We start from the raw sequence: 13,858 nt of genomic DNA, 5'->3' as shown, positions 1-13,858 counted from the left end.
AGCCCCTTCCGGCAGTCAACGCAATGTACTCGAAGAGGCTCGACAGGGAGATCGCGCGCCGACGTGCATCGCGCATCTGCTCTGGGCTAAAATCCCTTCTCGCGCCGATGGCGCGCATTGGCGATGAACGCGGAAACTCCACACTCGCTCAGTCAGGTCGCTCCGCCGATTGCGGAAGAGACAGCGGGGCGCGTCACCCGCTCGGCCGGCGTCGTGAGCCTGGCCGTCATGGGGAGCCGCCTCTTGGGCCTCGTCCGCGAACAAGTCTTCGCCGCTGTCTTCGGCGTCGGCATGCACTCGGACGCTTTCATCGCTGCCTTCCGTATTCCGAATCTGCTGCGCGATCTGTTCGCTGAAGGTGCCTTGAGCGCGGCCTTCGTCTCCACGTTCTCGCAACGCCTCGTGACCGAGGGGGAACGTGCCGCCTGGCGATTGGCGAACCTCGTCTTCAATGGACTGCTGCTCGTCCTCACCGGAGTGACCCTCCTCGGCATTCTCCTGGCGCCGCAGATCGTGGGACTGATCGCGCGCGGCTTCGAAGCGATCCCGGGCAAGATGGCCCTCACCATCGAGATGACGCGCCTCATGTTCCCATTCATCATCCTCGTCGCGATGGCTGCTGTCGCCATGGGCATCCTCAACAGCAAGGATCGCTTCGGCATCCCGGCTTCCGCTTCGACGTTCTTCAACATCGGCTCAATCCTCGGCGGCGTGGGATGTGCTTACCTTCTGGATCCGAGCTTCGGCCCTCGCGCCATCATCGGATGGGCCATCGGGACGCTCATCGGCGGCGCGCTGCAGTTCCTCATTCAGGTCCCTTCGCTTTCCCGCGTAGGATTTCGGTACGAGCCGATCGTGGACTTCCGCGACGAGGGGGTGCGGCAGATCCTCCGGCTCATGGGACCGGCCATCATCGGAGCCGCTGCCGTTCAGGTCAACGTCTTCGTGAATACGAACTTCGCCTCGTACTTGGGCGATGGGCCGGTCTCCTGGCTGAATTATGCCTTCCGCCTCATGCAATTCCCCATCGGGGTCTTCGGCGTCGCCATCGGCATGGCCACTTTGCCCGCCGTCTCTCGGGCCGCCGCGCGGGGAGATCTCGCGGAATTTCGACACACGCTCACCGCGTCGCTGGGCTTGGTCTTCTTCCTCTGCTTCCCTTCGGCCTGCGGATTGATCGTGCTCGGCGAGCCAATCATCCGCATGATCTATGAACACGGCCGATTCACGGCTTTCGACACGGAACAAACGGCCACGGCGCTCGCCTTCTATGCCATTGGCTTAACCGGATACGCCGCGATCAAGGTGCTCGCTCCCGCCTTTTATGCCCTGAATGATGCGCACACCCCGATGCGCATCAGTCTCATCTCGATTGCGACCAATTTCACGTTCAACTATCTGCTGGTTCGCCAACTCGGATTCGGACACCGCGGGCTCGCGCTCTCCACCTCACTCGTCGCCCTCTTCAATTTCCTCGCACTTTTCGTGCTCATGCGACGCAGGATCGGCTATCTCGAAGGACGACGCTTGCTGGAATCGCTCGGGAAGATCGCGCTCGCTTCGGGCGTGATGGCGCTCGTCTGCGCGATGAGTTTTCGCGAACTGGAGGTGCATTTCGGGCGAAGCGGTCTCGCCGGGCATATGCTCACGGCTTTGGTGCCCATCGGACTGGGGATGATCACCTTTTTCGCGGCGTGCTGGGGGCTTCGAGTGAAGGAACTCGATATGGCTCGCACGGCGCTTCAGCGTCTCCGCTCGCGCTGATGAGCGCTGCTCGCTCAACCATCTCCAGCGAGGATGGCGAGAACAGCTTCATTCCACCCCGCCGGTCCGATGCCGGAAGTGACGCGCGCATGTGGGACGAGCCGAAGCACTGCCGGATCGGGCTCCCCGGAAGGTCGGCGCACGAGAACGGGCAGATCCACTTCGGCGAGCATCGGCGCATCATTTTCGCTGTCGCCGAGGCCGACGGTGAAGATCGCGCCGAATCGGCGTCGCAAGATGTCCGTGAGCGCGCGCACGGCGCGCCCTTTGTCGCTCGCCCCTACGAGATGAAAGTATCGTCCGCCGCGCATGAGGCGAAGACCGTGTTCGGCGACGATCGTCGCCATCTGCGAGAGCACCTGCGGATCGTCGCTCTCCAGGCGAAACGGCTCGTCGAATTCGCGCCGCATCGCCCGCTGCGCCTCTTCAAGACTCAAGCCGCATTCCCGAGCGATCGCTTCGGGCGCGAGGTCGCTCCATCCCACGACAGGCACCGCGAGACGCTGTTTGAGATCGGCCAAGCACGCCAATAACTGCGCGCGGGGAGTGCCCAGTGCGATCCGCACCCACGAGCCGCATGGCTCGGCCTCGGGCACGAGCGTCGCGAATTCCTCGCGCGGGAGATAGATCGCTCCGCCATTCTCGACGATGAAGGGCGCGCGTAGACCCAAAGCCCGACCAATCGGCTCCATCTCAGCTCGCGTCTTGCTCGAACAGAGCACTAGCAGCGCCCCGCGCGAGCGAATCGCTTCGAGTGCCGGACCTGCCGCCTCGTGCGAGTACGTCTCCGCATCGAGCAGCGTCCCATCCAAATCTGTATAGAGGACCAATCGCCGGTCCCGTGTCGGGCCCTTCATGAATTATCCTCGCGAACGACCTCAAGCAGTTCGTCGAAGAATTCGGGCAAGGCCGCCGTCACCCGATTCCAATTCGGGATCAACGGCACGCCGAGCGGATCCTCCATGAAGGCCTCCGCCGCCAGATGCAACGCGCGAGCGAACGCTTCGACGGCGACCTCCTCCTCGTGCCGATCGAAGACGAGACCATTGATCAACGCGTCGGCATGATAGCGGGAGATCATATCCTCGGCCGTGCGAATATATGTGGAGCGCAGCGTGCGGAAGGCTCCCGAAGTGAACACCACTCCTTCGGCCGAGAGCGTGCGAAAGAGCGTCTTGGCGATGTCCACGGCCATCTTCATCAGCCCGCGCGTCGGATCATCGGGCGACAGGACTTGATGCTTGTGCTCATACGTCTCGCACAGCTCCACTTGACAGATGCGCCGGACGGCACGATTCCGATAGATCTCGGCGAGCACGCCCACCTCCAAACCCCAATCGCCTGGGATGCGATTGATGCGCGCCAGGTCGGCCATCATCGCGAACTCTCCGGCGAGGGGATAGCGAAAGCTGTCCAGGAATTCGAGGAACGGCAGCGACCCGAAAATCTTAAGAAGCGAGCGGACAAGCGGCGTGACGAAGAGCCGCGTCACGCGCCCGTGCAGGCGATCGGTGACGCGCGCGTAATAGCCCTTGCAGAACTCGAAATCAATGTTGGGATTAGCGACCGGATAGCATAATCGCGCCAACATCTCGCGCGTGTAGGTGAGGATGTCACAATCGTGCAGGGCGATGACGTCGCTCTTGCCGCTAGCGAGCACATAGCCGTAAGCCATCCAACAGGAGCGCCCTTTGCCATCGGCGCCAACAGGCAAGCCGTTCTCCTGCAGTTTCTCGTACAGCTTCTGGAGGCGCGGCCCATCGTTCCAAATGAAGATCACCTCTTGAGGAAGACCGGCCATCATTTGGCGCGCGCGAGCATACTGCTCCGGCGTCGCCTGGCTCATCGTGACGACGATCTGTCGCAGGTACGGAACCTGACGCAATTCCTCGATGATGCGCGGCATGGCCGGCCCCTCGAATTCGCTGTAGAGCGCGGGCAGAACGAGGGCGATCGGTCGTTGCTCGGCATATGTCACCAGCTCGCGCTCCAATCGTTCCAATCCGCCCGGCACCAACCGATGCAGCGTCGCAATGACTCCCGTTTGATGAAAATCGGCCATTCTCTCCTCCTTCCTCCGCAAGCGGGCGACGCGAGTCACTTCTGGTTCAACGACCGGCCGCCTTCGCTTCGGACTTTCTCCTTGCGCGATACGATCGAACTCTCCTCAGATGTGGCTTCCATCGGCTCCGACGAATGTTCTGCCGAAGCCGCCCGCTGCTTTTTATTTTTCCAAATCAGGAAGGCGATGCCGCCATAGAAAGCGGCGACCAGCAACAAGACGACGATGATTTCGACATTCATGCGCCCCTCCTACATCAAGACCTTCGCTCCGAGCGAAGGAGCACGCGGCTGATTCACGACCGCGAGCTGATGAATTCGCTCCCGAAAGCGAGGCGTTCATTCAACGCGGGAGGAGCGCGTTCGATCGGCTGGTGATAGGCGACAAGTTGAAGGAAAAGACCTTCGCGCTCGTCTTCGACGAACCCGCCGTTCGAGTTCAGTGTGAAGAGCCTGACGCGCGGCGGTAAGACGATGACCTGGCTCTGAACATGTTTCTCGGGTCGAGTGGGCCGAAGGATGGGCTTCGAGGGATCGCTCGAAGGAGAAGGCAACGTCCCAGACATCGTCCGGAACGGTCGACGGAGCCAGACGCCCTCACTCTCCTCTCCCTCGAGAGCAGCACCAACGAACGCGGGTACGAGCAAGAGGCAAAGGAAAACGCTCAGAAGAGATGGACGAATCTGCTCCCGGCGAAAGTTCCTCCGGCTCTCGTGAACCCGCATCGTCGCCTCGAGTATAGGGAGCGATGGCGACGTCTGTCAAGTACGTCCCTTCTTGAGGACGCGCGCGAGGATCAATCCATCGTGCGCGCACGCGAGGGAACGGTCGCTCATCCTCTCCATCGCTCCCATCCCGTCCCTTCGTGTCCGAAATGGAAGACCGCCGGATGCAGTGCCTCGGCGAGGATCTCCAGCGATTCGACCAAGCGCGGGCCCGGTCGGTTGAAGAATTGATTCCCATCGGCCAGGATGACGCGATCCGTGCGAACCGCCGTGAGTTGCGACCACTCGGGCCGACGCACAAGAAACCGCATCTCGCGGCGCGTGCGCGCGATATCGAATCCACACGGAGCGACGAAGAGTACGTCCGGATCCTTCGCCACCACTTCCTCCCACGCGATCCACGGCGAATGTCGGCCGACTTCGCCAAAGAGATTCACGCCTCCGGCCATCTCGATCAGCTCGGGCATCCAATTCCCCCCGGCCATGAGCGGCTCGATCCACTCGATGTAAGCGACCCTTGGCTTCGGGGAGAGCGAACGCGCGCGTTCGGCGATCCTCTGCATGCGCTCTTGCAGCTCGGCGACGAGCGCCTCGCCGCGTTCGGGAACTTCGAGCGCGCGCGCGACGCGCCGGATGTCCTCCCACACGTCCGCCAGGGCGTTCGGCTCCAGCGAGACGATGCGCACCGGCGCATCGAGCCAAGTGCAAACGGCTTCTTCCACGTCGCGCAAGCTGACGGCGCACACCTCACAATGCGACTGCGTCACGATGATGTCCGGGCGCAGCTCGCGCAGGCGCTCTTCGTGCACGCGGTAGACGGAGAGACCGTCACGCACGATCGCCTTCACTCGCGCGTCAATCTCGTAACTCCAGCCCTCGACCGGGAACTTCGGTTCTGTGCACATGGGCAATCGTCGAACGGATTCGGGATAATCGCACTCGTGCGATCGCCCGACCAAATGCTCTTCAAAACCGAGCGCGCAGACGATCTCCGTCGCGCTGGCGATCAGCGAGACGATGCGTGGCATGGCGCGCTTCCTCCTTCTCTATCAATGGCGGGAGCGAACACTCGCGCCCCGATCGGCTGGCCTTCTTTCGCAATCGAATCTCGAACAATTTCGGCCAAAGCTTGCCCGTCACGAAGAGCCGATCGCGCTCAGCATCATAGGCGATGCCGTTGAGCACGTCCACCGGGCGCGCGTGATCCTCTGCGCTCAGCAACCCGGTGAGATCAACCCATCCAAGAACCTGACCCGTCCGCGGCGAGATGCGCACCAGGCAGTCCGTCTGCCAGACGTTCGCATAGATCTCCCCGCGGATGTACTCCAACTCGTTCAAGAATGGCACGGGCCGACCTCGATCGCGAACCTCGAGACGTTTCACCTCGTGGAACGTCTCCGGATCCAAGAAATAGAGCGTCGCCGTCCCATCGCTTCGGATCAGCCATCGCCCGTCGTGCGTGAGCCCCCATCCTTCGGTCGCATAGGTGAACGTTCGCAGCACGCGAAACGTCTCTTTGTCGTACACGAATCCCGTCCGCTCGTGCCAGGTCAGTTGGATGAGCCGATCCCGCCAGATCGTCAACCCTTCGCCGAAAAATTCCACAGGCAGGCGATGAATCTTCACCACCTGTCCAGTCTCCAACTCGACCTTTCGCAGGGAGGACCGCCCGTGAAGTCCCGTGCTCTCGTAGAGAAATCCTCCTTCGTACACCAGCCCTTGCGTGAACGCCTCCGGATCGTGCGGATATACCCGAACGATCTCATAGCCGTAGAGAGGCGGAGCATCCTCCACAGCCTGCGGCGCGATCGGCCACGCCGTGAGAGGGAGAAACGCCAGGAATATCCCCCACAACGGGAACGCGCGCCCTCGCCATCGCGGACGCCGACTTCGCGCGCTCATGATCCCGCCTCCTTCGGAGCTGCGAGATGGCGCAGGAAGTAGTCGGTCATCAGCGTGAAGAGATGGATCCGCGCATCGGCCCCACTGATCCCATGCCTCTTCCCCGGATAGATCATCAGATCGAAGGGACGCCGCGCGCGGATCAAAGCGTCCACCAGTTGCACCGTATCTTGAAAATGGACGTTGTCGTCAGCCATGCCATGCACGAGCAAGAAGCGGACCTTCGCTTGAGCGGCATAAGTGATCGGCGAACTGAGCCGATACCCGTCGGGATTCTCCTGCGGGCGCTCCAGATAGCGTTCCGTATAATGCGTGTCGTAATTCCGCCAATCGGTCACCGGCGCGATGGCGATCCCCGTGCGGAAGACGTCCGGAGCGGTGAAGAGGGCCATGAGCGTCATGTATCCCCCATAGCTCCATCCCCAAATGCCGATCCGCTCCGGATCCACGTAGGGGAGCGATTTCAAATACGCGACGCCCGCCAGTTGATCTTTCAGCTCCCAATATCCGAGGCGCCGATGCAACTTCGCCTCCCACGCCTTCCCCCTTCCCCAAGAGCCGCGATTGTCCAAGCTGAAGATGAGGAATCCTCGCTCGGCCATGAGCTGATGCCACAGGAACCGATCTCCTCCCCACCGATTGACCACCACCTGCGCGCGCGGTCCGCCATAGACGTACACGATGACCGGATACCTCCTTCGAGGATCGAAGCCTTTTGGCTTGATCATCATGGCCGGCAGTGGCGTTCCATCCTCGGCGCGCACCGTGAGGAATTCGACAGGGCTCAGCGCGTATTCCTGCAGCTCCGCGACGACGTTCTCCTCGATGTACGCCAACCGTTCGCCATCGGCTCGATGGAGACTCAACCGGGGTGGCGTCGCGATGTTCGAGAAGAGGTCGAGATAATACTCGAAGGTCGGCGAGAAAGTGATCGCATGCCATCCCTCTTCCCTGGAGATTCGCGTCAATCCCGTCCCATCCAAGGCGATGCGATAGAGATGGCGCTCCATCGGGCTTTTCTCCGTCGCGGTGAAGTAGATGACGCCCCGCGCTTCATCCACGCCACACAGGACTTCCACTTGCCACTCCCCTTGCGTGAGTTGACGAATGAGCCGTCCCTCGATGTCGTAGAGGTAGAGATGGCGAAAGCCCGTGCGCTCGGATGACCAAAGGAATCGCCGACCGTCCCGGAAGAAATAGAGGTGATCGTGCAGATTCACCCAGTTCGGCTCCGTCTCCGTCAGGATGAGGCGCCCCTTCCCCGTCGTCACATCGAAGAAATAGAGGCTCAGCCGGTCTTGATCCCGACTTTGGATTTGGACGCTGAGCGTCTTGCTATCCGGCAACCACGCGACGCGCGGGATGTAGATGTCCGTCTCCGGCCCCGTATCCATCCACACCGTCTTCCCATCCTCGAGCGAGAGCACGCCGACGCGCACGATGGCATTCGGATCGCCCGCCTTCGGATACTTTTGCTTCTCGACCTCCACGTAGTTCGGCCGATAGTCGGGGATATGGAAATCCCTCACTGGGCGATTGTCCACCTGCAGATAGGCGAGGCGCCGCCCATCGGGCGACCACCAGTAGCCCGTGAAGCGATCCATCTCCTCTTGGGCGACATATTCGCTCACGCCATTTTGCACTTCGTCCATCCCGTCGAACGTGAGCTGTCGCTCTTGGCCGCTCTGCACGTCCACGAGGAAGAGGTTCCCCCTCTTGACGTAGGCGATGAAGCGCCCATCGGGCGAATACTTCGGATCGAACCGAGAGAGATCGCGCGAGAGCCATCGCGTGAGGCGTCGCGTCGCCCACTCGTAGAGGTAAAACTCACCAGCAATGGGGATGAAAATGTGCGTTCCCGTGGGCGACCAGAAATAGGTGGTGATGCCCGTGGCCGTCATCCGCAGACGCTCGCGCAAGGCTTCTTCCTCCGGCGAGAACTGCGGTCCCTCCGATACGAGGTCTTCGGCCTTGAGCAACACCGTGCGCTCTCGACGCGTGACGTCGTATCCCCAAAGGTCCATGACTTCAGTTCCGGCACTGCTGGCCAAATATGTGACCCATCGCCCATCGGGAGACCAGCGAAGGCCCGTGGGCACGCGCCCGCTCAGGCTCGGTGGGCTGAAGATGCGTTCGACCGTGAGCGTCCGTTGCTTCGGATGAACTGCGGCTGCGGAGCTTCCGCTCAATGCGAGGAGTCCAATCAGCCAGATGCTTTTCAACGCCCTCGGTGTGAGATGCCGCCTTCGCTCCATCTCCCCCCTCCTTGCAACACGCGGGGATGTTCATCCCCCAAGTTGAGATCCCATCTCGTAGATGATCGCGAGGCCAATTCCGAGGCTCATGATGCCGGCTAAGACGCGAAGCGCGTGATTCACGCGTTCGAATCGCCAGGCCGTATAGGCGAAGGGCGAGCTGATGAGCGCACTGATGAGCATCATGCCGGCGACCGAGCCGATCCCGAACGTCGCGAGATAGAGCACGCCGTGAAGGAGCGAGCGCAGTGAAGAAAGGAGCAAGACGGTGAGCGCGGCGCTCCCCGCTAATCCATGAACCATCCCGATCAGGAGCGAGCGCCACTCATATTGCCATCCGTGCTCGTGGTGATGATCCGGGCCGTGCCGGTGCGAATGCAGGTGAATATGTCGCTCCCCTCCGTGCTCGTGCACGTGGATATGATAGCGCTCGCGCGCGAACCGAAGGAGGAGTTGCAGCCCGAGGACCACGAGCATCACGCCGACGGCGAGTTCGAATCCGAGCGCGAGGCGCTCGGGGATCGTGAGCTTGAAGATCAGCACGATGAGGCCAGCTACTCCCAGCGTGATCGTATGCCCAATGCCCCAAAAGGCACCGACGCGCGAGGAGCGCCAGATGCTCTTGTGCTCCGCGACGATCGTGGAGACAGCCACGACGTGGTCCGGGTCTAACGCATGCCGCATCCCGGAGACGAAGCCGAGCGCGAGCACGAGGGCGAAGTGCGTCGTCTCCATCTTTTCCCTCCTTCCCCTTCGATGACCGCCGGAGTGAGGATTAAATCACTCGCCTCCCACGCGGTCAAGAAAAGCGCTCGACTCACGGTCGGCTGCTTCTCGGACGCACATGAGCGAGGCCGATGGCGACACGAGCTACGGGAAGATAGGTCGCCGCCACGCGTTGCAGATCGGCGGCGGTCACCGCTCCAAGCTTCGACGTCTGCTGCTCGATGAGTTGCGGACGCGCCGTCGCGAAGAAGGCGCGCGCATAGGCGAGCACCAGCACCGTGTGATCTTCAAACAGCGCGGCGCGTTCAACGAGGGCGCGCTGGATCGCGCGCTGCACGACCTCTGCGCCGAGCGGTTCCCTGGCGAGGCGCGCGATCTCTTGCTCGACGAGCTGACGCACGCTGGCCATCTGTTCGGGCGCGACGGCGATGGTGAGGGCGATCCTCCCTCCGAGCCGACGGGATTCCACGGAGACCTCCACCAAAGAAGCCGACGCTCCTTGCAACGCGCGCCACAATTCACTGCCCCATCCCGCTAAATGCGCGCGCAACACATCGAGCGCGGGCTCATCGTCGCTCAGACTCGATGGCCCAAGCCACGCCCAAGTTTGAACGATGGCTCGCTGCCCGATCTCCTCCGAGAGCGAGCGCGTTTCCGTCAGCGGCTTTGGCAGAGTAACTTGAAATGCGCGCGATACGTCCTGACGGCGAATCTCTCGCGCGACGATGGTCGAGATCAAGGCCGATCCATCCGTATCTCCGACGATGAGGACCAAGGGGAACTGCCGCGCGATCGTACTCGCATACCACCCACGCACCTGCTCGGGCGTGAGCGCACGAACCGATTCCTCCTCCCCAAGAGGCGATCGTCCATACGGCATATCCCCGTAGAGCGCGCGTACCGCCAAATCGCGAGCACGCTCGATCGGATCCACGCGTCGCGCGCGGATCTCCCAAAGCAATCGCGCTTGTTCTAGGCGAATCTCTTCATCGGCCAACGCCGGTCGCTCCAGAAGCTCCACCAGGAGCCGCAGCGCTGAATCTTGATTCCGCGAGAGGACCGTGAGCACGTAGCCGAAGAAATCGGGGGTGTTGACCAGGGCGATATCCGCGCCGAGCTGCTCGAGCCGCATGGCCACTTCCGCCGCTGAGAGGGACGCACGACCGCGCGTCCCGCGAAGGATCGCGCGCAACATCAGTTCGGTCAGGCCCGCCGTGGCGGCCGTCTCTTGCTGCCGACCGCCTTGGAAAAATACTCCGATGCTCAACAGCGGACGCGAACGATCTTCACGCACGAATGCGCGCGGTCCCTCGAACACGGAGAAATCGCGCAGGGGCTCCGGCTGAAGGGAGAAGACGATCGCTTCCCCCTCGCCTTCGTGCGCGCGACGCTCACCATGCGGCATGGTTGGGACTTCCGGGCTTTGCCCCACGCGCTCAGGGGCGATCTCTCGCTCCTTCACGCCCGGCACGTGCGCTACGATCCGCGCCATGATCCCCGCAGCGTCCGCTGAACCGGTGATCGAGCGCGGCAAATACGCGTGAAGCGTCATCTGCCCGATGTCGAGACATCGTTCCGCGAAGGCGCGCAGTTGCTCGGCCGTGATCTCCGCGAGGCGCGCGACGAAATGATCCGCGCGTCGAAAGTCTCCGGAAGCGGCTTCCTCCAAGGCCAACTCCGTGGCCTCTCCCACATAGGTCATCGTGCGCTCGAGCCACCACCGCTCCAGAAACGCGCGCGCGCGCTGCAGCTCTCCGGGCGAGAGTCGCAGACGCCGCAGCTTCTCCACCTCCTCCACATACGCCAACAGGAGGCGCTCTCGCTCAGCCGGATCCACGCGCCATTGCACAAGGAGGGCTCCTCGGCGCTCTCCGATCACGGGCTGAGCCTTGACCTCGGCGGCGACCCGTCGCGTCTCGCGCACGCCGAGCGCGAGGCGCGACGCGCGCCCTTGGGCGAGAACGGTCGTCAGCAAACGAAGCAAGAGCGGCCAATCTCCCTTTCGATCGCCAGAAATAATCCCGTCCGGGACTTCGTGCCAGAAGGTCATGATCGCCGGAAGGAGATCGCCGCGATCCTCACCATAGCGCAAGCTCGAAGACGGCGCGGCCGAAGAAGCGTTCTCTTGGGCACCAGGGGCTGAAGCTTTCATTTCTGAAGCTTTCACCTCCTCCGAGCGCGACTCCCCCGACGCTTGCGCTTGCGGTGAGGGCTCGGCTTTCCTCTCAACGTATGGCAGATCGCCGAAGAGGCGTTGCACGTCCGCCACGATGTCCGGCGTGTTGACGGCGCCAACGAGCGCAATCACCATCCGCTCGCCTCGATAGTACTGCCGATGGAAATCGGCGATGGCCTCTCGCGAGAGCGCGCGCAGCGCACTCTCTTGCTCGAGGAGCAGCGATTCTCCTCGCGCGAGCGCGTGCGCCCGATCGCGCGCGAACAGCTCGGGCCGATCCGACCGCACGCGCTCTTCTTGAAGGAGTCGCTCGATCTCCTGCCGCACTGCCGCCTCCTCGAAGCTGGGATGTTGGAGCCCATCGGCGAAGAGATCGAGAACCCGGCGGATCAGTTCCGGGGGAACGGTCATCCGAAAGAGCGTGTGATCAGCTTGCTCCTCCACAATCAGCTCACCGCCGAGCGCGCGAAGCTCCTCCAACGCTCGCAGACCGGGGCGCGCCGATGTCCCGCGAAAGAGCAAGCGCCCGACGAGCCGAGCGATCCCCGCCGGCTGTCCCGAACGCTCCGTCTTCACCACCACAGCGATTCCCACGAGCGGAAACCGATAGCGTTCTCGCACAATGAGCGTCAGCCCATTGCGCAATCGCACGCGCGTCGTGGCCTGCTCCGGGATAGTCAGCTCCTCGGCGATCTCGGCGCCCTTTTTTACCGTCGGAGCCGCGGGCTTCTCCTCAGTCGGTGGCGTGTGTTTCTCCTCGACCTTCGGGGGAGGCGGCGGTTGTCGCCGCCGTCCGGCCTGCGCCATCACCGCGCTCGATCCTCCGAAAGCCGTGATCCCAATAAGCCCCGCGAGCGCGAGCGCACACCCACGAAGAGCGCTTCGCCGAACGACCTCGAAGGCGCGTCCCTCATCCGTCCTTCCTCGCCCAATCATAGGGAATCCCTCCCTTGTGCGGATCGAGCCGATACTCGTCCGGCTGGGCGTAGTTATAGACCTCGGTCGGAATGTTGATGACGATCGCCTCCGTCTCGCTGATACACTTGAAGCCGTGATAGACGCCGGGAGGAATCTGCACGAGCTGCGGGTTCCAATCCCCGATGAAGAATTCGTTGATCTCCCCCTGTGTGGGCGAACCTTCGCGAGCGTCGTAGAGCACGAGCTTGATCATCCCACGGATGGCGACGAAGTTGTCGTATTGCTTCTTGTGATAATGCCACGCCTTCACCACGCCGGGATAAACGGTCGTCATGTACACCTGGCCGAATTTGATGAAGATCTCGTCATCCGCCCGAAGCAATTCCATCAAGCGCCCTCGCTCATCGGGGATCATGCGCAGCGGTTTCACCCTCACGCCTTCGATCATAACCCGCTCCTTTCGCCGCGTGTTCGCGAAAGAGAGGTAAATTGTACACCGCTTCGATCGGGCGACAAACCGGCGCCTGCGCGCCAAGCGCGCGGACGAAACGATGGCGTCCGATGCCCCCACGCGGTATAATGACCTCTTGAAGGAGGGACGGGAAATGAAGCTGCAGAGCATCTACTTTGGCATCATCGGGCTTTTGGTCGGCTTCATCGCGGGCTTCTTCTACGCGAACCATTACAATCGAGCGAACGCTCCGTCGCCCTCCTCCACTGCGATGGGGGAATTACCTCCGGGACATCCTCCGATCGGCGTGAACGAAGCCGAGATCACGCAATCGGTGCAGCGAGCCGATGCGCAACCACAGAACTTCGACGCGCAGGTCACGGCGGCGACAGTGCTTTATCGAGCTGGGCGGTTGGAGCAAGCATTGAAATACTTCGAGCGCGCTAACGCGCTCCGACCCGACGACTACAATACGCTCGTTCAATTGGGGAACGTTCATTTCGACCTCGGCGATCACTACCTGCAGCATCAGGACACGGCGCAATCGAACGCCCACTTCCAGGAAGCGAGCCGATGGTACGAACGCGCTCTCGCGCACAAGCCGAATGACGTGAACGTGCGCACGGATTATGGCCTCACGTTCTACAAGCGACAGCCGCGCGACCTGGATCGCGCGATCGCCGAATATCGGCGAGCGCTCGCCGCGGATCCGAAGCATCCACAGGCCTTGCACAATCTCATCGTCGCGCTGACGGAGAAGGGCGAGCTGGACGAGGCTGAGGCCACGCTCAAGCGACTGGAGGAGATCGCTCCTGGAGCGCACATCCTGGAGACGTTGCGGCAGGAGATCGCCAATCGGCGCAATCGGCGGGGCGCATGA

General features: G+C 62.3%; 12 protein-coding genes. 2 read left to right on the top strand and 10 right to left on the bottom strand.

All coding sequences use genetic code 11. The features are described 5' to 3' along the window. The first annotated feature begins 123 nt into the window (after positions 1-123). Complete coding sequence (gene murJ / locus NZ746_02215; protein MCS6816176.1) at positions 124-1,764, top strand: murein biosynthesis integral membrane protein MurJ; 1,641 nt, start codon at positions 124-126, stop codon at positions 1,762-1,764. Positions 1,765-1,778: 14 nt separating this feature from the next. On the opposite strand, the gene NZ746_02210 is transcribed toward murJ, so the two are convergent. The 10 genes from NZ746_02210 to NZ746_02165 all read right to left on the bottom strand — a co-directional run bounded on the left by NZ746_02210 (position 1,779) and on the right by NZ746_02165 (position 12,975). After that, complete coding sequence (locus NZ746_02210; protein MCS6816175.1) at positions 1,779-2,621, bottom strand: HAD-IIB family hydrolase; 843 nt, start codon at positions 2,619-2,621, stop codon at positions 1,779-1,781. Next, positions 2,618-3,826, bottom strand: a complete 1,209-nt coding sequence (locus tag NZ746_02205; protein MCS6816174.1) for a glycosyl transferase — start codon at positions 3,824-3,826, stop codon at positions 2,618-2,620. The genes NZ746_02210 and NZ746_02205 overlap by 4 nt, the downstream gene beginning before the upstream one ends. A gap of 35 nt (positions 3,827-3,861) precedes the next feature. Then, a complete protein-coding gene (locus NZ746_02200) occupies positions 3,862-4,068 on the bottom strand; it encodes a hypothetical protein (protein ID MCS6816173.1) in 207 nt (68 codons plus the stop codon). A 53-nt stretch (positions 4,069-4,121) separates the two neighbouring features. Further along, entirely contained in the window at positions 4,122-4,391 is a 270-nt protein-coding gene (locus NZ746_02195) for a hypothetical protein (GenBank protein ID MCS6816172.1), read from the bottom strand. A gap of 266 nt (positions 4,392-4,657) precedes the next feature. Then, positions 4,658-5,578, bottom strand: a complete 921-nt coding sequence (locus NZ746_02190) for a cobalamin-binding protein (protein MCS6816171.1) — start codon at positions 5,576-5,578, stop codon at positions 4,658-4,660. Beyond that, positions 5,517-6,452: a glutaminyl-peptide cyclotransferase gene (locus tag NZ746_02185; GenBank protein MCS6816170.1), complete on the bottom strand. Its 936-nt coding sequence runs from the start codon at positions 6,450-6,452 to the stop codon at positions 5,517-5,519. Before NZ746_02185 ends, NZ746_02190 begins: the two co-directional genes overlap by 62 nt. Further along, positions 6,449-8,707: a DPP IV N-terminal domain-containing protein gene (locus NZ746_02180; GenBank protein MCS6816169.1), complete on the bottom strand. Its 2,259-nt coding sequence runs from the start codon at positions 8,705-8,707 to the stop codon at positions 6,449-6,451. Before NZ746_02180 ends, NZ746_02185 begins: the two co-directional genes overlap by 4 nt. A gap of 30 nt (positions 8,708-8,737) precedes the next feature. Continuing rightward, a complete protein-coding gene (locus NZ746_02175) occupies positions 8,738-9,442 on the bottom strand; it encodes a sulfite exporter TauE/SafE family protein (GenBank protein ID MCS6816168.1) in 705 nt (234 codons plus the stop codon). Positions 9,443-9,524: 82 nt separating this feature from the next. Then, positions 9,525-12,545, bottom strand: coding sequence for an insulinase family protein (locus NZ746_02170; protein ID MCS6816167.1), 3,021 nt, complete (start codon positions 12,543-12,545; stop codon positions 9,525-9,527). After that, positions 12,520-12,975 (bottom strand): dTDP-4-dehydrorhamnose 3,5-epimerase family protein, encoded by a 456-nt coding sequence (locus NZ746_02165; protein ID MCS6816166.1) that lies wholly within the window; start codon positions 12,973-12,975, stop codon positions 12,520-12,522. The genes NZ746_02170 and NZ746_02165 overlap by 26 nt, the downstream gene beginning before the upstream one ends. A 157-nt stretch (positions 12,976-13,132) precedes the next feature. On the opposite strand from NZ746_02165, the gene NZ746_02160 reads away from it, so the two are divergent. Further along, positions 13,133-13,858 (top strand): tetratricopeptide repeat protein, encoded by a 726-nt coding sequence (locus NZ746_02160; GenBank protein ID MCS6816165.1) that lies wholly within the window; start codon positions 13,133-13,135, stop codon positions 13,856-13,858.

The sequence above is a fragment of the Blastocatellia bacterium genome (assembly GCA_025055075.1).
Classification (GTDB): Bacteria; Acidobacteriota; Blastocatellia; order HR10; family HR10; genus HR10.
This window is presented reverse-complemented; position numbering and strand designations above follow the sequence as displayed.